The following is a 21,348-nucleotide window of genomic DNA, read 5'->3' on the forward strand; positions in this document are numbered from 1 at the left end:
CCGTCACTCCTCCACCAGTTCCTGCTGTGCCACGTCCGCTTGACGTGACTGGATCCCCCTCGGCCATGCATAGACCAGCGCCTTGATCAGCGTGGCCAGCGGAATCGCGAAGAAGATGCCCCAGAACCCCCAAACTCCGCCGAAGAATAGCACCGCCAGGATGATCGACACCGGATGCAGATTGACCGCCTCGGAGAACAGGATCGGCACCAGTACGTTGCCGTCCAGTGCCTGAATGATGCCGTAGGCGACCAGCACGTAGACGAACTCGTCGGTCATCCCGAAATGAAAGCCGGCCACCGCCGCCACCGGCAGCGTGGCCACCGCCGCACCGATATAGGGTACCAGTACCGAGAAGCCCACCAGAACGGCCAGCAGCGCCGCATAAGGCAGCCCGAAGAAGGCGAAGGTGAGGAAGGAGACGGTGCCGACGATGACGATCTCGATGAACTTGCCGCGCACGAAATTGGCGATCTGGTCGTCCATCTCCTGCCAGATGCGCGTCATCAGGTCGCGCTGCTGCGGCAGCAGAGACAGCGTGAAGCCCACCAGGCGGTCACGATCCTTGAGCATGAAGAACACCAGGATCGGTACCAGTACCAGGTAGACGATCAGCGCCACGACGTTGCCCAGCGACGCCAACGACAGCGTCAGCGCACGCTGCCCGAACTGCGTCATCTCACGCCCCGCCGCGGCGATCCAGTTCTGGATCTGGTCGGGGGTGATCAGGTTGGGGTAGCGCGCCTGCAGGTCGTCCAGCAGCTGTTGCCCACTGGCGAACATGCGCGGCGTCTCCTGAACCAGGCCTACCAACTGGTTCCAGATCAGCGGCATCAGGATGAAGGCCATGGCCAGCAATATGCCGATGAAACCGAGAAAGACCACCATCACCGCCAGCAGGTGGGGGGCGCCCTGCCGTTCCAGCCAACTCACGGCCCCCTGCAGCAGGAAGGCGATCACCAGCGCCGTGAGAAACGGTGCCAGCATGCGGCCCAGCACCACCACCACGGCAAACCCCAGTGCCAGCAGCACCAGTAGAATCACGGCTTCTTCATCGGAGAAGTAGTGCTCGACCCAGCCCTTGAAGACGGTACGCAGTGTCATGGCGTTGGCTCCCCGCCCTTGCGCAGCCAATAATGGAAGGTGTCGTCGCGCGTCTCACGGGCCACGAGCTGATGTACGCTCTGCTCGGCGAATGTCTCGAAATCGCGCCACGAGCCGGCATCGGTCGCCAGCACCTCTAGCAGTTGTCCCTCGGTGAGGCGCGACAGCGCCTGCTTGGCCTTGAGCAGCGGCAGCGGGCAGGGAAGGCCACGGGCATCGAGCACGTCGTCGGGTTGCACAGCCATGGGGTCTCCCGAGATGATGAATGGCGATGTCGCCTGCCAGCGTCATCGAATCCCCTGCGATTTAAAGGCACTTTGCAGGTCGAAGCAATGTCCGAGAGAGAACCGATCGTTCTGCTACCACGAGGAAGGCCATGCTGCGTCACCTTCGCTCCGGCCTCATAGCCGGCTCGCTGATCGCCGGCCTTGCGCTGCTGCCTGCCCAGGCCGCGGATGACTATGGGCTGCCCAGCCTGGGCGGTGCCAGCCAAGGCGTCACCGACGAGGAGTACGAGCTGGGACGGGCCTGGCTGCGTCAGTTTCGTGCCCAGGCACCCACCTGGCAGGATCCTTTCGCGCAGGCGTACGTCGAGTCTCTCGTATCGCGACTCCTGCCGCACAGCGATCTGGCGAGCACTCGCACGGTGATCACCCTGGTGGAAAGTCGCACGCTCAATGCGTTTGCCGTTCCGGGAGGCGTGGTCGGGGTCAATGCCGGGCTGTTCGCCTTTGCCGAGGAGGAGGATGCCGTCGCGTCGGTGATTGCCCACGAGCTCGGCCACCTCTCACAGCGTCACTATGCCCGCAGCGTGGCGCGTGCCGAGCAGACCCAGTTGCCCGCCATGGCAGCCATGCTGGCCGGCATGCTGATCGCTGCCAGCGGCGGCGGCGATGCCGGCATGGCCGCCGCGATGGGTTCCCAGGCAGCACTGTTGCAGGACCAGCTCAGCTATTCGCGGCGCTTCGAGCAGGAGGCCGACCGCATCGGACTGCAAGCGATGACCCAGGCCGGTTTCGACCCTCAGGCCATGGTGCGCATGTTTCGCGCGATGCAGCGCCAGGTCAGCCTGCAGGGCGGCAACCCTCCCGAGTTCCTGCTGACTCACCCCCTCACCGAGTCGCGTCTCAGCGATATCGCCTCCCGTGCCAGCCAACTGGAAGCCAGAGAATCGGCGCGGGACACCCCCATATACCACATGATCCGGGCACGAGCACTGCTGACCCTGCATGAGCGCGAGCCTCAACAGGCCGTCACTCGCCTGGCCCAGGGCGACGCCCCCGAGTCGGCCCGACGCTACCTCGAGGCACTCATCGCCGCCCGACGAGGCGACGTGGACGGCGCGCTGAACGAGCTCGACCGGCTCGCCGAGTCGCTGCCCGACCTGGCCCTCCTACCGGCCAGCGCCGCCGAGGTCGCCTTCGAGGCCGGCCGCTACGATGCCGCCATTCAGCGCAGCCAGCAATTGTTGCGGCTGATGCCCGGCTATGTGCCGGCTCGCCTGATACTGGGCGAAGCCCTCTTGCAGCGCGACCCCGAAGAAGCCTATCGCGTGCTTCGCGACCTCACCGAGGACCGTCCGGAAGAACCCCAGGCTTTCGGTCTGCTCGCCGAAGCCGCAGGCCGCAGCGGCCGCGAGGCCTGGGGCCATCTGGCACGCGCCGAACAACTGCAGCTCAACGGCGAGATCGACCGTGCCATCCGCCAGCTCGACGTCGGCAGCGACGTCGCCGAACGCAACGGCGACCGATCTGCCGCCGGTCGCATCGAAACGCGCCGCGAGGACTTCATCGACTACCGCGAGACGCTGGAGGAGTTCTAAGCGTTGTCCGAAACGTCGTCGCGCGGTGGTCGGGCAAGGCGAAAATCGGTGAAAAGACGGACTGGGCTCGCGCGCGAGTTTACGTGGTGTCAATGAGTACTTTGATCGGACTCGCCCACGAGCCGATGTTTAACGCCGTATGACCGAGCGCAGGCAGTTTTCGGACGAAAGCGTAGGCCCGTCCCAACGGCGCCAACACCAAGACACCGGCGGAGGCAACGGCCTGGCAGGCCGGGGAAGGCGAGACGCTGGAGATGGCCATCGGCGGCAAGTCCGACCCGCTCGTCGTCGGCGGTCCCTTCGTCGCCACGATCCGGGTCAAGCGCCTGAGCAGCGGCAAGTATCGAGTGGAAAGTCCGATGTGGGAAGGCGTGGAACAGTCGTGCGGTCGCTGCGCGCTACTGCAGCTCGACGCGGAAACGACACTGGCATAGCCGGCATGCAGAAGACGAAGGCGCCTGACGGCGCCTTCGCAATGCCCCGACCCACCCGAGTGGTGGCCGGATATCAGCGTGTCTCGACCTCGAGCGACAGCTTGTCGGGCAGCGCCAGGGGATCGCCGGTATAGGTTTTCAGGTTGCTCTCGGCAGGCAGGCTCACCGTCACATCGATTTCTTGGGCGGCGCCTTCGGCCAGACCGACCAACCCCAGCAGGAACTGCTGCACCTCGGGTCCGAACATCATCCCGAACCCTTCGGCCTGGGTGCGGGCCTGCTCGAGGTACTGGCTCTCGGTCACCCCCTCCATGGCCGCACCCAGGGTGACCAGGCGGCCGAACAGCCCCTGCTCGACAAAGGTCAGGCGTGCCTCCCCGCCCAGCAGCGTCGCCATGTCGAGCACTTCGACATCGGCGAACACGGCCTCGGGGGTGACGCCCTCCGGCAGTACCACCGGAAGCTCGACATCCAGCAGCAGCCTCAGGGCATCGTGGATCGTGACCTGACTGTCACTGGTGATACGGCTCCGGTCGTCGCCCTCCTCCCAGGTGCCGAGGAAGGCGGCGTCGAGACGTAGCTCGCCGCTGCCGTCGGTGAGCACGTTACTGGCCATGCGCAGCTGCGCTCGCTCATCCTCCGGCGCCAGTTCGATCATGCGTGCCAGGTCGGCCTGGAAATCACCAACCTCCACGCCGCCCTGGCCATCGCTGAAGTCTCCGTCGACGCTCAACCGCGCTAGGCTGCCGACGAGCCGATCGGAATCGACGACGAGGTCGCTGAGCACCAGTGCATCGAGCTGTTCTTCGCCCTCTTGGTCGATGCCGCGCAAGCCTTCGAGCCTCAGTGAGGCAAGGGTGAAGGAACCGGCGCCGAATTCGCCGAGGCTCTCGCCCTCGCCTGCGACATCGGTCAACTCTAGACGCTCGATGGCGTCGTGTCTGAATCCTTCGCCAGTGACGTTCGCAATGCTCACGCGCCCCCGGGCATCGCCCAGCTCGTCCTCGCGGAACATCTCCCGGGCCAGCTCCGAGGCAAGGTCGACGGTGATGTCGTCCATGGCCAGGCTGCCGATGCGGACGTCCTGCGGGGCCAGGCTGTCATCGAGGGCAAAGACCGCCCGCGACGGCTCGCCGAGTACGAGGCGCTCGATCTCCACCAGTGCCGGTCCGGAACGCCCATCGTCCAGGCGCAGCCCTTCCAGGATGACCTCATCGGGGCTGTCGTAGTCGCCGCTGACCACGTAGCGGTCGATGATCAGGCGCTCACCCTCTTCGCCGATGAAGGCCACGTCCTCGGCGGTGACCCGGGAACGCAGAAAGGCACTCGAAACCTCACCGATCTCGACTGCGCCCTCGGCACCGAACAGGCCGCGCAGATCGGTTTCCAGACGCTCGGCGTCATCGGCCAGGGCCGGTGGTGCCCAGAACAGGGCTGCCAACAACGTCGTTCCTCCAGCGAAGCGCCCCCACGGCCGTCTTGCGAACGTCGACATCACCTCGTCACCTCCTTTGTGAAATGGCAGTTCAGAATGAAGCAGTCTAGCAGTACCGCCGCGCTACGCCTCCCCCAGCAGGGCGAGACTCGCCGCCGGGGCCTGACGGCGCAACCCAAAGGAGAGCGCATGGCCGATGGCACCGATCAGCGCGGCGCCGCCCAGCGGCAACACCAACCACAGCCAGGGATGCGGGCGCGGAGCGAGGTCGAGCCAGGCGACGTAGAGTCCCGCCGTGGCCAGTTCGGCGAGCAGGGCTCCCATCAGACCGCTGGCCAGGCCGAGGATGGCGAACTCGGCACCCTGTACGCGCGAGATCAGCCGGTTGCCGGCGCCGAACACTCGCAGCAGGCCGCTCTCGTGGGCGCGCACCGGGCGGCTGGCCGTGAGCGCGGCATACAGCACGCTCACGCCGGCGAGCAGCACGAAACCTAGCACCAATTCCACGGCACGGGTCACCTGGGTGAGCAGGTCGCGCACCTGGGCGAGGATGGCGTCCACGTTGAGCAGCGAGACGCCAGGGAACTGCTTCGCCAGTTGGCGGACGGTGTCGCTGTCGTCGCCATCCAGATGGAAGGCGGTGATGTAGCTGTGGCCGAACCGCTCCAGCACCCCGGGCGGGAAGATCACGTAGAAGTTGGGGCGGAAGCTGTCCCAGTCGAGATCGCGCAGGCTGGCGATTTCACCGACGACCTCCTGACTGCCGATGGTGAAAGCGAGGGTGTCGCCCAGCGACAGGCCGAAGCGCTCGGCCAGGCCATCCTCCAGAGAGATCGGCACACGCTGGGTGAGCGGCCGGGCATCCACGGCGCTCAGCCAGTCGTCGTCCGCGAGTTCGTCGAACCAGTCGCCGGCCACCAGACGGTTACCCTCGGGCAGCGTTTCTCGCCAGGTGAGATTGAGCTCGCGGCGCAGCGCGTTGTCGCCGCGCGACTCCGCCGGCACCGCCTCTTGGGGCGGCCGGTCGTTGATGGCGGTGATGCGACCGCGCACCATGGGATAAAGCGCCGTACGATCGTCGGCGGCAGGCTCGAGCACCTCGACGAAGGCATCGCGCTCGCTCGGCTGGATGTTGATGGCAAAGTGATTGGGCGTGTCCTCTGGGAGCTGAGACTGCCAGGTGGTGAGCAGGTCGCCGCGCACCAGAGCGATCATCGCCATGGCGAAAAAGGTCACGGCGAAGGCGAGCAGTTGCCCGAGGCTGGCGCTACGCCGCCGGGCCAGCTGGCGCCCCCCCAGGCGCAGCGCGCGGCAGGTGTCATCGGCGCCGCCTTGAGGCAGGCGAGCGGTGAGGCGCAGCACCAGTCCGAGCAGCAAAGCACCGAGCCCCCACAGCACGACGAGCATGGCGAGCCCACCCAGCAGCAGCGCCACGGCGAGCACCGGGTCGCCGGAGTAGAGCCATAGCAGGCCGCCGAACACCAGGCTGGCCACCGCCACCACCAGCCACGCCGAGGCAGGCAACGGATCGAGTTCGCGGCGCAACACCTTGAGCGCGCTGACACGCTTCAGGCGCAGCAGCGTGGGCCCGGCGAAACCGACCAATACGGCCCCGGCGGTGAATACGCCGAGCGCCAACGGCAACACGCCCGGAGGCGGCAGTTCCAGCGGCAGGAAAGCGGCGAGCAGCGCGAGCAGCGCTGCCTGACCGGCCAGCCCCAGAATCGCCCCCAGCGCCGACGCGGCCAGCGCCAACCACAGCAGTTGCAGGGCGAAGAGCCGTGTCAGCTGTCGCTGGGAGGCCCCGAAACAGCGCAGCAGTGCGGCGGTATCCAGGTGGCGATCCACGTAGCGCCGCGTGGCCATGGCCACCGCCACGCCAGCCAGCAGCACCGCCGCCAGGCCGGCGAGACTCAGGTATTTCTCGGCACGCTCCAGGGCATTGCCCAGACCAGGCTGGTCGCGTCGCACGTCGCGCACTTCCACCCCGTCGCGGCGCAACCGCTCCAGCAGCGGCTCCACGCTGTCCACCGCTTCGACCGGTCCGGCAGCGAGCAGCTCGAACTCGACCCGTGAGCCCTCCTGCACCAGGCCGGTGGCCTGCATGTCGTCACGATGCATCATCAGGCGCGGATTGAAGTTGCCGAAACCCGCCGACTGATCGGGCTCGCGCTCGATCAGGCCACCGACGGTGAGTTCGGTCTCGCCAACCCGCACACTCTCGCCCAGCTCGACCTCGAGCAGCAGCGCCAAGCGCGGCGCGATCCACACCTCACCGGGCTGCGGACCACTGGCGATGCGCTCGACCCCGTTCCCGCGGTCGACGCGCGCCTCGCCATAGTGCGGGTAGACGGAATCCACCACCTTGAGACTCGCCGGCTGAAAGGCGCCTTCGTGGGAGACCATCGACACCATGTCGACCTGATCGGAAAGCGTCAGGCCGGCCTCCTCGAGGGCGCTGCGCACTTCTTCGCCGAAGGGCCGCGACTGCTCCAGCACCAGATCGCCGCCCATCAACTGCCCCGCCTGGCGGGTCAGGCCACGGTCGAGGCGGTCGAGGAAGAAGCCGATCATGGTCGAGGCCGCCACGGCCAGCGCCAGCGCCACGAAGAGTGCACGCACGTCGCTGGCGCGCAGATCGCGGCGCAGGCCGCGAGCGGAGAGGGCCAGCGCTCTCATGCCTCGACCTCCTCGCGAGCCATCTCGGCCAGGCGGCCATCACTCAGCCGCAGACAGCGCCCGCAGCGCCGCGCCAGGGCATGGTCGTGAGTCACCAGCACCAGGGTGGTGCCCGCCTCGCGATTGAGGGCGAACAACAGGTCGATGACGCGCGCTCCGGTGGTCGGGTCGAGGTTGCCGGTGGGTTCGTCGGCGAACACCAGCTCGGCGCCGGTGACGAAGGCGCGCGCCAAAGCCACCCGCTGCTGCTCGCCGCCGGAAAGCTGCTTGGGCAGATGATCCAGCCGCTCGGCCAGGCCCACCCGACCCAACCAGTCCCGCGCCCGAGCCTGAGGGTCGCCGATATCGGTCAGCTCCAGCGGCAGCAACACGTTTTCCAGCGCGGTCAGTGTGGGAAGCAGTTGGAAGTTCTGAAACACGAAACCCACCCGGCCGGCACGCAGGGCAGCGCGGCCGTCCTCGTCGAGGTCGGCGAGGTCGTGACCGAACATCGCTAGCCGGCCTCGCGTCGCCGCATCCAGACCGGCGAGCAGCCCCAGCAGAGTCGACTTGCCCGCGCCACTCTGACCCAGGATCGCCACGCTCTCGCCGGGGAACACGGTGAGGTCCAGGTCACTCAGAATGGTGAGCCGACGCTCGCCGCTGTCGACCTCCTTGAACAGGCCCGCGGCGTGTAGAATCGGTGCAGGATCCGCTGTGGTATCACGAGTCGAGGAGTGGGACATGGTGACAGGCTTCCCTGGTGATGGGGTTCGAACGTTCCTGGGCCGCATGGCGCGCGCCACCCATTGGCTGGCACTACTGGCCTTCCCGCTATGGCTGGTGACCGCACCCGCCACCGCGAATGCCCCCCCGGTGGTACTGATCATGGGCGACAGCCTGAGCGCGGCCTACGGCATCGAGGCCGATCGGGGTTGGGTCAGTCTGCTGCAGCAGCGCCTGGGGGGAAAGGCCAAGGTGGTCAACGCCAGCATCAGCGGCGAAACCTCGAGCGGCGGCGCGAACCGGCTGCCCGACTTGCTCGGACAGCACGAGCCGAACATCGTTCTGCTCGAGCTGGGCGGCAACGACGGCCTGCGCGGCCTGCCGCCCGGCCAGTTCGAGGCCAACATGGCCGACATGATCGAGGTCAGCCGGAAAGCCGGCGCCGAGGTGCTGCTGCTCGGCATCGACATCCCGCCCAACTACGGTCAGGCCTACCGCGACGCCTTCACCGGTGTCTACCGCCGCCTGGCCGACGACTACGACCTGCCCCTGGTGCCCTTCCTGCTCGACAACGTGGCGCTGAAGGACGAGCTGATGCAGGACGACGGCATCCACCCCACGGCCGAAGCACAGCCGACCATCCTCGACACGGTGTGGCCCAAGCTGGCGCCGCTGCTGGAAGCCAACGGTGCCGAATTGGCCGAAGCCGGTCAGGACTGAACCGCCGGCGCCGGACTCTTCTGCCACTGTTGCAGCCCCAGGCCGCCGAGGATCAGCACCAGCCCCACCAGCGTCGAGGGCAGGACCGGTTCGCCGACGACGAGAAACAGCAGCAGCAGCGACACCGGCGGCGAGAGGAAGATCAGGTTGGAAACCTTGGCCGTGCGCGACACCTCATGGACCGCCAACTGCCACAACACGAAGGCGATGCCCATCTCGAAGAGCCCCACATAGACGCCCGCACCGAGCCCGGCCCAACCGTGCCACGCGAACCCCGGCCCCACCAGCAGCAGCACGCTGAGCACCGGCACCCCGACGCTGAAGTTCTGCCACTGGGCCACCAGCGGCGAGCGGTGATCGCGGGCGTTGAGCAGCCAGTAGAGCGCCCACAGCAGGGTCGAGGCGAGCGCCATGCCGACACCCAGCGGGTCGGCGAAGGCCACGTCGAACACCGCACCGCGGGTGGCGATCGTCCACACGCCCGAGTAGGCGATCATGCCCGCCAGTACGTCGAGTCGGGTTAGCCGCTGGCCGAGAATCGGCACGGCCAGAAAGGCCATGGTGAGCGCCCAGGTGTAGTTGAGTGCCATCGCCTCCTGGCCCGGCAGGCGATCATAGGCGCCGAACAGCACCAGATAGTAGGCCACCGGGTTCATCAGCCCCGCCCAGGCAGCAGTGCGCCAGCCGCGGCGGAGGGCCTCGCCGGCCAGCCCCCGGCGCAGCACCAGCACGCCCATCAGCGCCCAGGAGACCAGCGAGGCGAGCCACATCAGTTCCAGCGGCGACATGTAGCCCAACGCCACCTTGAAGGCGGTAGCCACCGTGGACCATAGCCCCACGGCACCCAGCCCGAAGAGCATCGCCTTGCCATCCCGGGTCACGTTCGAGAATCCCCACTCGTGCGGTCGACGTGCCCCAAGTCGCGGCCGGGGTCGAGCCGATCGCGCACCGCCTGCTTGAGCGTCTTGCTGTCGGGAAAGCCACCGTCGCGCTTGCGCTCCCAGAGCGAGTCGCCGTCGTAGAAGATCTCGAAGTGGCCACCATGGGACGGCACCAGCTCGACGCCGTCGATATCCTCGCCGAAGGTGGAAAGCAGCTCCTGGGCTAGCCAGGCGCTACGCAGCAGCCATTGGCACTGGGTGCAATAATGGATCCGAATGCGTGACACTGGGGCGGCTCCTGTCGCAACGATGACGCCTCCATCCTAACAGCCGGAAGCGCTCCTGGCCGCCCTCCGTCGGCCAGCCCCGCCAACCGACCGGCCGTCGCCAGAGGCGCCGAAGACACGCGCGCTGAATGCGAGTCGGCAGCAATCATTGTCAATGCCGCGCCACCTGGCCATGATATAGCACTGATACCACGCAGCCGCGACAGGAAGACCGCATGAAACGCCCCTCACTGATCAGCCCGGAACTGCTCGAGCGCATCGTCGATGCCTCGGAGGACGGCATCGTGGTCGCCGAACAGGAGGGCGACGAGAACATCCTGATCTACGTCAACCAAGGTTTCGAGCGGTTGACGGGCTACAGCGCCGACGAAATTCTCTACCAGGATTGTCGCTTCCTGCAGAACGAAGACCGCGACCAGCCAGGACTCGACGCCATCCGCAAGTCGCTCGCCGCGGGACTGCCCTGTCGCGAAGTCCTGCGCAACTATCGCAAGGACGGCACGCTCTTCTACAACGAGCTGTCGATCACTCCGGTCTTCGACGAGCAGGACAACCTCACTTACTTCATCGGCGTGCAGAAAGACGTCACCGAACGCGTCGAGGCCCAGCAGGAACTGGAGCGCCTCAAGCGCGAGCATGGCAGCGCCTGAGACTCTCTGGGGCGGCTCACCGACGTCGAATGGCCCCGTGTCGTGTGAGCAACGACCGGCATCGTGAAAATTCCCGCCTCAGCTATTGCGCTTTCGCCTGATCGGCTTTATATAGCCGTCAGGTGTCGCCCACGACACCCATGGTGCTTCCGATCCGATGCTGCGGACACGAAGCGAACGCAAGAGTTGCCGAACGCCCCCTTCGGCAGGGCCATGGGAGAATTCGCATGCGCCGTGAGTCCCTTGTCAACGAATCCATCGACGACGATCTCCTCGAAGCCGTCAACGACGACGACTACGAGCGCCCACGCCCGGCGAGTCGCACCGACAGCCTGCGCGCCCGCCGCCGAGTCGAGGCCCTGCTCGAGGAACGACGACTGCGCCGCGCCATCGAAGATGATTGGACCCTCGACGAAGAGGAATAGCGCCGAACGCAGGGCAGGCGGGTAGCCGGGCCGGTGCAGTGCTGGCCTTTCCGCGGCCCGGCCACTATCATCGTGGCCACTGCAAATCCTCCAACCGATGGGTTCCCATGGCGCAATACGTCTACACCATGAATCGGGTGGGCAAGGTCGTGCCCCCCAAGAAGCAGATTCTCAAGGACATCTCGCTCTCCTTCTTCCCCGGCGCCAAGATCGGCGTACTGGGCCTCAACGGCGCCGGCAAGTCGACCCTGCTGCGCATCATGGCCGGCGTCGACACCGAGTACGAGGGCGAAGCGCGCCCCATGCCGGGCATCAACGTCGGCTACCTGCCCCAGGAGCCTGAGCTCGACGACGCCAAGAACGTCCGCGAAACCGTCGAGGAGGCACTGGCCGGCATCAAGGAAGCTCAGGAGAAGCTCGACGGCGTATACGCCGCCTATGCCGAGCCGGACGCCGACTTCGACGCCCTGGCCGCCGAGCAGGCACGCCTGGAGAACATCATCGAGGCCGCCGACGCCCACAACCTTGAACGCAAGCTGGAGGTCGCCGCCGAAGCGCTGCGCCTGCCGCCCTGGGATGCCACGGTGGGCAACCTCTCCGGCGGCGAGCGACGCCGCGTGGCGCTGTGCCGCCTGCTGCTCTCGAGTCCGGACATGCTGCTGCTCGACGAGCCGACCAACCACCTGGATGCCGAGTCGGTCGCCTGGCTCGAACGCTTCCTGCACGACTACTCCGGCACCGTGGTGGCCATCACTCACGACCGTTACTTCCTCGACAACGTCGCCGGCTGGATCCTCGAGCTCGACCGCGGCCAGGGCATTCCCTTCGAGGGCAACTACTCCGACTGGCTCGAGGCCAAGGAGAAGCGCCTCGAACAGGAGTCCAAGCAGGAGGCCTCGCGCCAGAAGGCGATCAAGCAGGAGCTGGAGTGGGTGCGCTCCAACGCCAAGGGGCGCCAGGCCAAGAGCAAGGCACGCCTCAACCGCTTCGAGGAGATGCAGTCCGGCGATTTCCAGAAGCGCAACGAGACCAACGAGATCTACATTCCGCCCGGCCCGCGCCTGGGCGACAAGGTCATCGAGTTCCATGGCGTCGGCAAGGCCTTCGAAGACAAGCTGCTCTACGAGGACCTCACCTTCAGCGTACCCAAGGGCGCCATCGTCGGCATCGTCGGCGGCAACGGCGCCGGCAAATCGACGCTGTTCAAGCTGATCACGGGCAAGGAGCAGCCCGATTCGGGCGAGGTGGTGATCGGCGATACCGTCGACATCGCCTACGTCGAGCAGCTGCGCGACGCCCTCGACGACAAGCAGACCGTCTGGCAGGCCGTGTCCGACGGTCAGGACGTCCTCAACATCAACGGCTACGAAGTGTCGTCTCGCGCCTACGTGGGCCGCTTCAACTTCAAGGGCAACGACCAGCAGAAGCGACTCGACGAGCTTTCCGGCGGCGAGCGCGGCCGGCTGCAGCTGGCCCAGACGCTCAAGCAGGGCGCCAACGTGCTGCTGCTCGACGAGCCCTCCAACGACCTCGACGTGGAAACTCTGCGCGCCCTGGAGGAAGCCCTGCTCGCCTTCCCCGGCTGCGCCCTGGTGATCTCCCACGACCGCTGGTTCCTCGACCGCATCGCCACCCACATCCTCGGTTTCGAGGGCGACTCACACGTGGAGTTCTTCGAAGGCAACTACACCGAGTACGAGGCGGACCACAAGAAGCGCGTGGGCGACGACACGCCGCATCGCATGAAGTATAAGCGCATCGACGCCTGAGGCGCTGCGCACCAGCTGTAAGCCATGAGCTTTAAGCGGTAAGTGAAAACCCCACGAACCTCGCGGTCGTGGGGTTTTCTTATGGCTTACGGCTTAAAGCTTACAGCTCCCGGCAACGCCGGAGTCTTCCAGGCGCGGAGCGCCGCTCTTCCAGCTTCGAGCTCCCGGCCTGTATCGACGCTTCGCGTCAATAAAAGCCGGGTTCGCCCTCGGGTCGGGTCTTGAAACGCCGGTGCAGCCACAGGTATTGCTCGGGGTGCCTGCGTATGGCCCGTTCGATGAAGGCGTTGACCCGTGCGGCATCGGCGATTTCGTCATCGCTGGGGAAGTCTTCCAGCGGGGGCAGGTATTCGAGGGTATAGGTGCGGTCGTCGGGATTGCGATGGTACATCAGCGGCATCACCGGTGCGCCGGTGATGCGCGCGATCTTGGCGGTGAGCCTGACGGTGGCGGCATCGATGCCGAAGAAGGGCGCGAAGACGCTGGCATCGCGCCCGAAATCCTGATCGGGCGAATACCATACGGCATGTCCCGCCTTGAGGCAGCGCACCAGGCCACGCAGATCGTGACGGTCGATGTTGGTGTCGTAGAGACGGGCTCGCGCACGCGTCATGAAACGATCGAACAGCGGGTTGTCATGGGGCCGATAGACGGCGTCGGTGCGGAAGAACAGCGCGTGCAGCGCGCCGCCGATGTCCAGGGTCGAGAAGTGCACGCCGATGATCAGAGCGCCCTTGCCCTGGGCCAGGGCGCGCTCCATGTGTTCTTGTCCCTTGAAGATCGCGCGGTGACGCAGGTGCTCGGGGTCGCGGCACCAGGCAGTGGCCGTTTCCAGGATGCCGATGCCGTTGGCGATGAAGGTTTCGCGGACCAACCGTGCCTGCTGCCGCTCGTCACGCTCGGGAAAGCACAGCCGGATGTTGGTCTCGGTGATGTGGCGGCGACGCTTGGCGAAGCGCCAGGCAGCCAGGCCAATCGCCTTGCCCAACCACAGCTTGAGCTGCCAAGGCAGCCAGGCGGCGACGTGCATCGCCCCGATGGCCAACCAGGTGGGCCAATAGCGGGGATGGGCGAAGGAGCGAGGATAGCCGTTGCGAGACTTGCGCTGCTGCATGCGAAGAGAGGTCCGTCAGTCAAAGCCGCCATGATAGCGCCTCGGCACCCTCGGCAGCACCCCGGTGAGCAGCGTGTAGCTGATGGTGTCGCAGTGACGCGCCACCTCGTCGATGAAAAGCACCGTCCCGTCCGCCGCTCGCCCCCACAGCACCACCTCGCTACCGATGTCGGCCTCGGCAACGTCGGTGACGTCCACGGTCAGCATGTCCATGGAGACCTTGCCGGCCAGGGGCACACGCTGGCCCGCCACCAGAGTCGGCGTGCCGTCCACGGCATGCCGGTCGTAGCCGTCGCCGTAACCGCACGCGACGGTGGCGATGCGCGAGGGGCGCGCCGCCACCCAGCGCCGTCCGTAACCCACCGCCTCGCCCGGCGAGATCTCGCGCATGGCGATGATCCGCGAACGCAGCGTCATCACCGGCTGGAGTGCACGACTGGCGGAATTGGGCACTTCCAGCGGGTCGCTGCCGTAAAGCATCACCCCGGGGCGCACCCAGGCGCCGTGGGCCTCGGGCCACGCCAGAGTGGCGGGTGAATTGGCCAAGCACAGGGGGGCGGAGAGCGCCTCGGCCAGCGCCTGCATGCGCACCAGCTGGCGCCGACACTCGCCGGGATCGGCGGCGTCGGCCGTGGCGAAGTGGCTCATCAGGTGCAGACCGGTCGCCTGGTCGGGTGCCGCCGCCAAGCGCGCCCAGACCTGCGGCACGGCCTCGACGGGGAAACCCAGGCGATGCATGCCCGAATCCACCTTGAGCCACACCGGGATGGGCCGCGCCGGCCGATAGGCGAGCAACGCCTCGAGCTGCCATTCGCTGTGCACGGCCATCCACAGCGAGAGCGCCTCGACCGCTTCGAGCTCGGCAGCTTCGAAGATGCCTTCCAGCAGCAGAATGGGGGAACGAATACCGCCCTCACGCAGGGTTTCGGCCTCCTCGAGAGAGGCCACGGCGAAGGCGGGCGGGCGCTCGGCGGCCGGCAGCGCCTCCAGCGCCCGGGCACAGGCCACGCTGCCATGGCCATAGGCATCGGCCTTGATCACCGCCAGGGCATGGCTGCCCGGTGCCTGGGCACGGGCATGGCAGTAGTTGTGACGCAGGGCGTCGAGATCGATGTCGGCAACCAGCGGTCGGCTCATTCGAAGATGGAATCCATCGACAGGCCCTGTTTTTCCAGCACCCGGCGCAGCTTCTTGAGCGCCTCGACCTGGATTTGACGCACCCGCTCGCGGGTCAGCCCGATCTCGTCGCCGACCTCCTCGAGCGTCGCTGCCTCGTGACCGCGCAGCCCGAAGCGGCGCACCACCACCTCCATCTGCTTTTCGGTCAGCTCGGCCAGCCAGTCGTCGACGTGCTGACGCACGTCGACGTCGACCAGCGACGACTCCGGCCCCAGATCGTTGTCGTCGGCCAGCGTCTCGATCAGCGGTTTGTCGCTCTCGCCGCCCATGGGGTAGTCCACCGACGACACCCGCTCGTTGAGCCCCATCATCTTCTTGACGGTCTCCACGGGCTTGTCGAGGTAGTCGGCGATCTCCTCGGCGGTGGCCTCGTGGTCGAGCTTCTGGGTGAGCTCGCGGGCCGCACGCAGATAGATGTTGAGCTCTTTGACGACATGAATGGGCAGACGGATGGTGCGCGTCTGGTTCATCAGCGCCCGCTCGATGGTCTGACGAATCCACCAGGTGGCGTAGGTCGAGAAACGAAAGCCGCGCTCGGGGTCGAACTTCTCCACGGCGCGGATCAGCCCCAGGTTGCCCTCTTCGATCAGATCGAGCAGGGTCAGGCCACGGTTGAGGTAGCGGCGGGCGATCTTGACCACCAGCCGCAGATTGGACTCGATCATCCGCGAACGCCCAGCCGGGTCGCCCTGCTGGGCTAGGCGGCCGTAGTGGACCTCCTCCTCGGGCGTCAGCAGCGGCGAGAAGCCGATTTCGTTGAGGTAGATCTGGGTGGCATCCAGGCTATGGTGATACTGCCGGTCTTCACGGCTGAGGGCCTTCTCGAACGCCTGCTCGTCTGCTTCGGTATCGTCATCGACGGCAGCGTCCAGCTCATCGGTCTCCGCCGTGTCGTCGAGGTCCATGTCCTGAAGGTCGCGTTCCATCATGCTCATCGTTGCTACCCTGTGGTTGCGCCAAGCAGGTGCCGTTGCGATCGGGGATCCTTTCGGCACCCTCTGTTTGTTGTTATGTGATCCGCATCGACAAGTAAGGCCTCGGGAACACGGTCGGTCTACCGGGAAGGCAAGTATTCCAACGGGTCCTGAGGCTGGCCATCCTTGCGTACCTCGAAATGCAGCCTGACGCTCTCGGCGTCGCTGTCGCCCATGGTGGCGATGACATCGCCAGCGTCGACGACATCGTTCTCCGACACCTGGAGCGAGTCATTGTGGGCATAGGCGCTCAGGTACTGGTCGTTGTGCTTGATGAGCACCAGGTTGCCGTAACCGCGAACTCCGCTACCCGCATAGACCACGATACCCGGACCGGCCGCCTTGACAGATTGCCCCTTTTGTCCGGCGATATCAATGCCGGCAGTGATGCTGTCGCCCTCGCCATAGCGGCCGATGACGTCGCCTTCCACGGGCCACTGCCAGGGCACCTCTTCGACCGGCGTGTAGGTGCGGCTGGCGGCTTCCGAGGAGCGCTCGGGGGCACCTGCAACCTCGGTGCCGGCATCCGCTTGGGATGCTTCACCCTCCTCCGTGCGGCGCTCGTCTTCCTCGGAACTCGCCTCGGCTTCGGCCGGCTCGGCCTCTTGCGCAGCGGACTCCTCGTCATCCGCGCTCGACGCTTCTGGCTCTCGTTCCGCTTCGGTGTCGGACACGGGGTCTGCCGAGTCCTCGGCAGCCCGGTCGTCGACCGACCCGGACTCGGCTGGAGCATCATCCTCCGGCTGATCGGACGAGCTACGGTTGCGGGCGATCGCCTCTTCATCGGGTAGCAGCCAGTCGGGATTGTCAGTTTCGGCCTCGCCGCCGCCCAGGGCCGTGGCGGTGGCCACGGCGCCATCCTCAACCTGCGCTGCCGATTCGCTGCCCGACGGTGCCTCCCCTTCCGGCTGCAGTCGCAGCCGTTGGCCCGGTTGGATGCGATAGGGCGGACCGATCTGGTTGAGCCGGGCCAGGTCGCGATAGTCCATGTCGTGGCGCCAGGCAATGCCGTAGAGGGTATCGCCGGCTTCAACGGTGTAGTGGGTATCCGGCGAGCTCTCGCGACTGGCGGAAAGGTCGCGAACCTGAGGCGAAGCCGATTCCTGCTGGGCAGCACAGCCGGTCATCGTCAGGGCAATGGCGGAAACGAGAAACAGCTTACGCATGGGAGCCATCCTCCTTGTCGGGCAGTCGCGAAGTACCGGGGGCGAGTCGGGGGCGGGCCGGCCCCGCTCCTTGCCAGTGACTGAGCATGAGCACCAGTGCAGCGCCCACCAGCATGGTGGCCAGCACCGGCCACAGCAAGCCGGATTCGCCGGTCAATACGGCATAGTCGCCGGGAGTGAGATAGCGGTAGTCGAGCGGAATCATCTGGCCCTGCGGGCCGAGCTGATAGCGCACCAGCTCGCGCCAAGGCCACAGCACCGGCAGCGAACCGACGATGAACCCCACCAGCAGCTGCAGGGTGGCGGTGTGATGACGATGCAGCAGCCAGGAGAGCAGCCGCGAGAAGCCGAACAGACCGATTGCGCAGCCCACCGCGAACAGGCCGAGCAGTTCCATATCGAAACCGCGAATGCCCTGCATCACGGTGCCGTAGAGGCCCATGGTCAGCAGCAGGAAGCTGCCCGAGACACCCGGCAACAGCAGAGCGCTGATGGCGATGGCGCCCCCCGCGACCAGCACCAGCGACGGATTGCCCAGTTGGTTGACCCAGGGCATCAGCGACGGCAGCCCATGGGCCAGCACGAGTCCGGCGATGAGCGGCAGCAGGTGCCAGAACTTCCAGTCGGCGGGGTGGCGGCTCACCACCAGCGCCGAGGCCGCCACCAGGCCGAAGAAGAAGCCGTTGAGCAGCAGCGGGTGATCCTCGAGGAGCCAGCCCACCAGGTGGGCCACGCTGAACAGGCTGACAGCGATGCCCGCCAGCAGCGGCAGCGCAAAGGCCAGGTTGAGGTATACGGCCAGGCCGACGATCCCACCCCGCCGCCAGGCGACGAAAGCGGCCGGACCGAACCGCTTGACGGTCTCGATCAGTTCCTCGTAGATGCCGGTCACGAAGGCGATGGTCCCGCCGGAGACACCGGGCACGGCATCCGCGGCACCCATTCCGGCACCCTTGAGGAACACACTGACTTGACGGTTCAACGAATCACTCCTTGCAGCAGCGGCACGAAACGGACTTTCTCCAGCCGCTGGACTTCGAACGCCTCGCCACGGCGACGTACCCGGGTCAACCACTGGGCCCCTTTGGCATCGGCCAGCGGCAAGATCATCACCCCCTCTTCATCGAGCTGAGCGAGCAGCGGCTCGGGCAGCTCGCCGGCGCAGGCGGTGAGCAGGATGACATCGAACGGCGCCGCATCCTGCCAGCCGTGCCCGCCGTCGGAAAGTCGCAGGTGGACGTTGCGAACCTCGAGCAGGCGCAGACGCGCTGCGGCACGGTGATGCAGGGCATTGATTCGCTCCACGGACCAGAGTTCCGGTATCAAGCGTGCCAGAATCAACGTCTGGTAGCCCGAGCCGGTGCCGATCTCCAGCACCCGACGGGGGGTCTCGCGCAGTACCAGCTCGGTCATGCGCGCCACGATCCACGGCTGCGAAAGCGTCTGGCCGTGACCGATGGGCAGCGACGTATCTTCGTAGGCGCGATGGGCGAGCGCCTCGTCGAGGAACAGATGTCGCGGCTCCCGCGCCAGGGTCTCCAGCACCCGCGGATCGGCGATGCCCTGCTTCGCCAGGCGTTCTGCCATGCGGTTGCGCGTGCGCTGCGAGGTCATGCCGACCCCGCGCAGGCGTTCGGCGAGACCTTCAGGTGAGTGCATTCAGCCAGTCCCGTACGTCATCGAGGGCGGAATGCCGCGTCAGGTCGAGCTGCAACGGCGTGATGGAGACAAAGCCCGCCTCCACAGCGGCAAAATCGGTATCCGGCCCGTCGTCGGCATTCTCGCCAGCAGCGGCGATCCAGTAGCGCCGCCGGCCCCGCGGGTCGCACACTTCCATGGGCCGCTCGGCCGGGCCGCGATAACCGAGGCGAGTGACGCGCACCCCGCGCAGTTCGTCCCACGGCAGGTCCGGCACGTTGACGTTGAGCAGGCTGCGCGGCGGCAGCGACAGCTGATCGGCGATGCCCACCAGGCTGGCGGCGACCCGCCCGGCGGTATCGAAGTGACGCTCGCCGGCCAGCGACATGGCGATCGCCGACATGCCGAGATTGCGCCCCTCCATGGCCGCGGCCACGGTGCCCGAGTAGAGCACGTCGTCACCCAGGTTGCTGCCGTGATTGATCCCCGAGATGACCAGATCGGGTCTTTCGTCCCACACGCCGTTGACCCCCAGGTAGACGCAATCCGCCGGCGTGCCGTCCACGCAGTAGAAGCCGCTCTCCAGAGCGGTGAGCGACAGCGGCCGTGACAGGGTCAGGGAGTTGCTGGCCCCGCTGCGATCGCGGTCGGGGGCCACCACGCGCAGCCGCGCATGAGGCGTCAGGGCATCGTGGAGCGCGCGCAGCCCGGGGGCGTGCACGCCATCGTCGTTGGAAAGCAGCAGTCGGCGCATGGGTCTCCTCACTGGCCCTTCTCGGGCGTCTCGAAAGTCAGGCTCGGATGATCGATCAACTCACGTAGCACGGCCGTGGCGAAGCTGCCCCGCGGCAGGCGAAAATCGAGACGCACCCGCCCGTCCTCGCGGATCAACGCCGGTTCGCCAAGGCGCACGCGCAGCGGGCGGCGTGCCAAGCGCACACCGGCCCGCTCGAGACCGGCACACAAGGCTGGATGACGTGCCGTCAGCCACGCTTCGTACTCCCTGGCCGCTTTCGTGGCGAGACTGTCCCCGCTGCCCCACAACACGCCACCGGGATGCAGATCGAGCCGCGCCGCTCGTTCGGCGAGGTCGGCGTCGGGCGATTCCACGACGAACTGACTCGCCGTGCCATCGAGCACCGCCACGTCGCCCGGCACCAGCCGATCCCAGCTGCCCTCACCTTGCCGGATCGCCAACAGCTCGTTGAACAGGAAGCTGCGAGTCGTGGAAAGCAGCATGCCGTGGCGATCGTCGCGCTTGCGCCAGCCGCGCGCCAGCAGGGCCTCGGCGCGTGCCAGGTTGCGTCCGCCGGCGCCGAAGCGTTGTGGGCCGAAAGCGTTGGGCACACCGCGGGCGCACAGCCGCTCCCAGCGTGCGACCAACCGCGAATCGTCGGCGGCCGCTCCACCCACCACCAGGCTGAAGCGATTGGCCCGATGCACGCCTCGTTTGAGCTTGCGCGGATGGCGCGCCTGGGACAAGACACGAACGCCACGCGCAGCCAACGCCTCGTCAAGCCCCTCCGGGGCGTCTCGACCCGGCAGGTGTGCCGAGAGCCATTGGCGGGTCACGGCAAAGCGATCCTTCATGCCGGAATAGCCAATGGCGCGGACCGGCAGGTCGCAGATGCGCGCCAGCTCGCGCACCATGTCGAGGGTGGCGAGACGCGGCGTCTCGACCCACAGCCAGAGGTGCTCGCCCTGTCCTTCCGGAGCGAAGTCGAGACACTCCTCGACCAGGAAGTCCTCCGGACTGGTGCGATACTCACCGGCGGGTGGCGGGCCGAATTCGGCGTCCAGCGCGCGAGGCCAGACGGGAGGCCACGGCGCTCCCTCGCGCGGCGGTCCGGGTTGCGACTCGCTCACCGGCGCACCTCCGCCGCCTCGACGACGCGCGACTCCAGCAGCACCACCGCCTCGGCGGCGATGCCTTCGCCGCGGCCGGTGAAACCCAGCCGCTCGCTGGTGGTGGCCTTGACGTTGACGGCATCTTTCCCGACACCGAGGTCTGCAGCGAGGCACTCCTGCATGGCGGCGACATGGGGGGCGAGCTTGGGGGCCTGAGCGATGACGGTGGCATCGAGGTTGCCGACCCGGTAGCCGGCATCGCGGACCAGCGCCACCACCCGGCGCAGCAGCGCACGGCTGTCGGCCCCGGCCCACGTCGGATCGGCATCGGGAAAGTGACGACCGATATCGCCCAACGCACAGGCGCCGAGCAGCGCATCGCAAACGGCATGCAGCAACACGTCGCCATCGGAGTGGGCAACGAAGCCGCGTGCGAAAGGAATGGCGACGCCACCGATCATCAGGTGGTCGCCGTCGCCGAAGCGATGTACGTCGAAGCCGTGGCCGATGCGCAGCAT

21 protein-coding genes and 1 pseudogene are annotated in these 21,348 nt (G+C 66.8%); 6 read left to right on the top strand and 16 right to left on the bottom strand.

Annotated features, from left to right (window positions below; genetic code table 11):
• Window positions 1–3: 3 nt before the first annotated feature.
• Both BLP96_RS08285 and BLP96_RS08290 read right to left on the bottom strand, forming a co-directional pair.
• Window positions 4–1,104: an AI-2E family transporter gene (locus tag BLP96_RS08285; protein WP_089684996.1), complete on the bottom strand. Its 1,101-nt coding sequence runs from the start codon at window positions 1,102–1,104 to the stop codon at window positions 4–6.
• Window positions 1,101–1,349 carry a sulfurtransferase TusA family protein gene (locus BLP96_RS08290; RefSeq protein WP_089684998.1) on the bottom strand — a complete coding sequence of 83 codons (249 nt, stop codon included), beginning with the start codon at window positions 1,347–1,349 and terminating at the stop codon, window positions 1,101–1,103. Before BLP96_RS08290 ends, BLP96_RS08285 begins: the two co-directional genes overlap by 4 nt.
• Window positions 1,350–1,480: 131 nt before the next feature.
• Here BLP96_RS08290 and BLP96_RS08295 point away from each other — a divergent pair, with 131 nt between their 5' ends.
• The gene (locus BLP96_RS08295) at window positions 1,481–2,926 is read left to right on the top strand and encodes a M48 family metalloprotease (RefSeq protein ID WP_089685000.1); all 1,446 of its coding nucleotides are present in this window, start codon (window positions 1,481–1,483) and stop codon (window positions 2,924–2,926) included.
• A gap of 221 nt (window positions 2,927–3,147) precedes the next feature.
• Window positions 3,148–3,360 (top strand): annotated as a pseudogene (locus tag BLP96_RS08300) (MlrC C-terminal domain-containing protein); the annotation flags it as partial.
• 73 nt (window positions 3,361–3,433) lie between these two features.
• Here the strand turns inward: BLP96_RS08300 and BLP96_RS08305 are convergent.
• The 3 genes from BLP96_RS08305 to BLP96_RS08315 all read right to left on the bottom strand — a co-directional run bounded on the left by BLP96_RS08305 (window position 3,434) and on the right by BLP96_RS08315 (window position 8,199).
• Complete coding sequence (locus BLP96_RS08305) at window positions 3,434–4,855, bottom strand: hypothetical protein (RefSeq protein ID WP_143005085.1); 1,422 nt, start codon at window positions 4,853–4,855, stop codon at window positions 3,434–3,436.
• Window positions 4,856–4,918: 63 nt separating this feature from the next.
• Window positions 4,919–7,474: an ABC transporter permease gene (locus tag BLP96_RS08310; RefSeq protein ID WP_089685008.1), complete on the bottom strand. Its 2,556-nt coding sequence runs from the start codon at window positions 7,472–7,474 to the stop codon at window positions 4,919–4,921.
• Window positions 7,471–8,199: an ABC transporter ATP-binding protein gene (locus BLP96_RS08315; protein ID WP_089685011.1), complete on the bottom strand. Its 729-nt coding sequence runs from the start codon at window positions 8,197–8,199 to the stop codon at window positions 7,471–7,473. The genes BLP96_RS08310 and BLP96_RS08315 overlap by 4 nt, the downstream gene beginning before the upstream one ends.
• Between BLP96_RS08315 and BLP96_RS08320 the strand changes: the two genes are divergently transcribed.
• Window positions 8,198–8,899 carry an arylesterase gene (locus BLP96_RS08320; protein WP_422666812.1) on the top strand — a complete coding sequence of 234 codons (702 nt, stop codon included), beginning with the start codon at window positions 8,198–8,200 and terminating at the stop codon, window positions 8,897–8,899. The two genes, BLP96_RS08315 and BLP96_RS08320, sit on opposite strands and share 2 nt — an antisense overlap.
• Here the strand turns inward: BLP96_RS08320 and BLP96_RS08325 are convergent.
• Together BLP96_RS08325 and BLP96_RS08330 are read right to left on the bottom strand one after the other, a co-directional pair.
• Window positions 8,890–9,759: a DMT family transporter gene (locus tag BLP96_RS08325; protein WP_422666814.1), complete on the bottom strand. Its 870-nt coding sequence runs from the start codon at window positions 9,757–9,759 to the stop codon at window positions 8,890–8,892. The two genes, BLP96_RS08320 and BLP96_RS08325, sit on opposite strands and share 10 nt — an antisense overlap.
• Window positions 9,760–9,776: 17 nt before the next feature.
• Window positions 9,777–10,067 carry an Rdx family protein gene (locus tag BLP96_RS08330; protein ID WP_089685017.1) on the bottom strand — a complete coding sequence of 97 codons (291 nt, stop codon included), beginning with the start codon at window positions 10,065–10,067 and terminating at the stop codon, window positions 9,777–9,779.
• A 215-nt stretch (window positions 10,068–10,282) separates the two neighbouring features.
• Here BLP96_RS08330 and BLP96_RS08335 point away from each other — a divergent pair, with 215 nt between their 5' ends.
• From BLP96_RS08335 to ettA, 3 genes are all read left to right on the top strand, one after another.
• Window positions 10,283–10,717 carry a PAS domain S-box protein gene (locus tag BLP96_RS08335; protein WP_089685020.1) on the top strand — a complete coding sequence of 145 codons (435 nt, stop codon included), beginning with the start codon at window positions 10,283–10,285 and terminating at the stop codon, window positions 10,715–10,717.
• 227 nt (window positions 10,718–10,944) lie between these two features.
• Window positions 10,945–11,142 (top strand): PA3496 family putative envelope integrity protein, encoded by a 198-nt coding sequence (locus BLP96_RS08340; protein ID WP_089685022.1) that lies wholly within the window; start codon window positions 10,945–10,947, stop codon window positions 11,140–11,142.
• Between the two features lie 107 nt (window positions 11,143–11,249).
• On the top strand, window positions 11,250–12,911 hold the full coding sequence (gene ettA / locus BLP96_RS08345; RefSeq protein WP_089685025.1) for an energy-dependent translational throttle protein EttA: 1,662 nt from the start codon (window positions 11,250–11,252) through the stop codon (window positions 12,909–12,911).
• Between the two features lie 187 nt (window positions 12,912–13,098).
• Here the strand turns inward: ettA and lpxL are convergent, their stop codons facing one another.
• The 9 genes from lpxL to ispF form a co-directional block, all read right to left on the bottom strand.
• Window positions 13,099–14,025, bottom strand: a complete 927-nt coding sequence (lpxL, locus tag BLP96_RS08350; protein ID WP_089685029.1) for an LpxL/LpxP family Kdo(2)-lipid IV(A) lauroyl/palmitoleoyl acyltransferase — start codon at window positions 14,023–14,025, stop codon at window positions 13,099–13,101.
• 15 nt (window positions 14,026–14,040) lie between these two features.
• Entirely contained in the window at window positions 14,041–15,162 is a 1,122-nt protein-coding gene (gene alr, locus BLP96_RS08355; RefSeq protein WP_089685032.1) for an alanine racemase, read from the bottom strand.
• On the bottom strand, window positions 15,159–16,139 hold the full coding sequence (gene rpoS / locus BLP96_RS08360; protein WP_089685036.1) for an RNA polymerase sigma factor RpoS: 981 nt from the start codon (window positions 16,137–16,139) through the stop codon (window positions 15,159–15,161). The genes alr and rpoS overlap by 4 nt, the downstream gene beginning before the upstream one ends.
• A gap of 119 nt (window positions 16,140–16,258) precedes the next feature.
• Window positions 16,259–17,344 (bottom strand): peptidoglycan DD-metalloendopeptidase family protein, encoded by a 1,086-nt coding sequence (locus tag BLP96_RS08365; protein ID WP_089685039.1) that lies wholly within the window; start codon window positions 17,342–17,344, stop codon window positions 16,259–16,261.
• Window positions 17,337–18,326: a DUF368 domain-containing protein gene (locus BLP96_RS08370; protein WP_089685043.1), complete on the bottom strand. Its 990-nt coding sequence runs from the start codon at window positions 18,324–18,326 to the stop codon at window positions 17,337–17,339. The genes BLP96_RS08365 and BLP96_RS08370 overlap by 8 nt, the downstream gene beginning before the upstream one ends.
• The gene (locus BLP96_RS08375) at window positions 18,323–19,003 is read right to left on the bottom strand and encodes a protein-L-isoaspartate(D-aspartate) O-methyltransferase (protein WP_089685046.1); all 681 of its coding nucleotides are present in this window, start codon (window positions 19,001–19,003) and stop codon (window positions 18,323–18,325) included. Before BLP96_RS08375 ends, BLP96_RS08370 begins: the two co-directional genes overlap by 4 nt.
• On the bottom strand, window positions 18,990–19,736 hold the full coding sequence (gene surE / locus BLP96_RS08380) for a 5'/3'-nucleotidase SurE (protein WP_089685049.1): 747 nt from the start codon (window positions 19,734–19,736) through the stop codon (window positions 18,990–18,992). Before surE ends, BLP96_RS08375 begins: the two co-directional genes overlap by 14 nt.
• 8 nt (window positions 19,737–19,744) lie before the next feature.
• On the bottom strand, window positions 19,745–20,848 hold the full coding sequence (gene truD, locus BLP96_RS08385; protein ID WP_089685052.1) for a tRNA pseudouridine(13) synthase TruD: 1,104 nt from the start codon (window positions 20,846–20,848) through the stop codon (window positions 19,745–19,747).
• Window positions 20,845–21,348, bottom strand: a complete 504-nt coding sequence (ispF, locus tag BLP96_RS08390) for a 2-C-methyl-D-erythritol 2,4-cyclodiphosphate synthase (RefSeq protein ID WP_176761486.1) — start codon at window positions 21,346–21,348, stop codon at window positions 20,845–20,847. Before ispF ends, truD begins: the two co-directional genes overlap by 4 nt.

This window comes from Billgrantia gudaonensis, assembly GCF_900100195.1.
Taxonomy (GTDB): Bacteria; Pseudomonadota; Gammaproteobacteria; order Pseudomonadales; family Halomonadaceae; genus Halomonas; species Halomonas gudaonensis.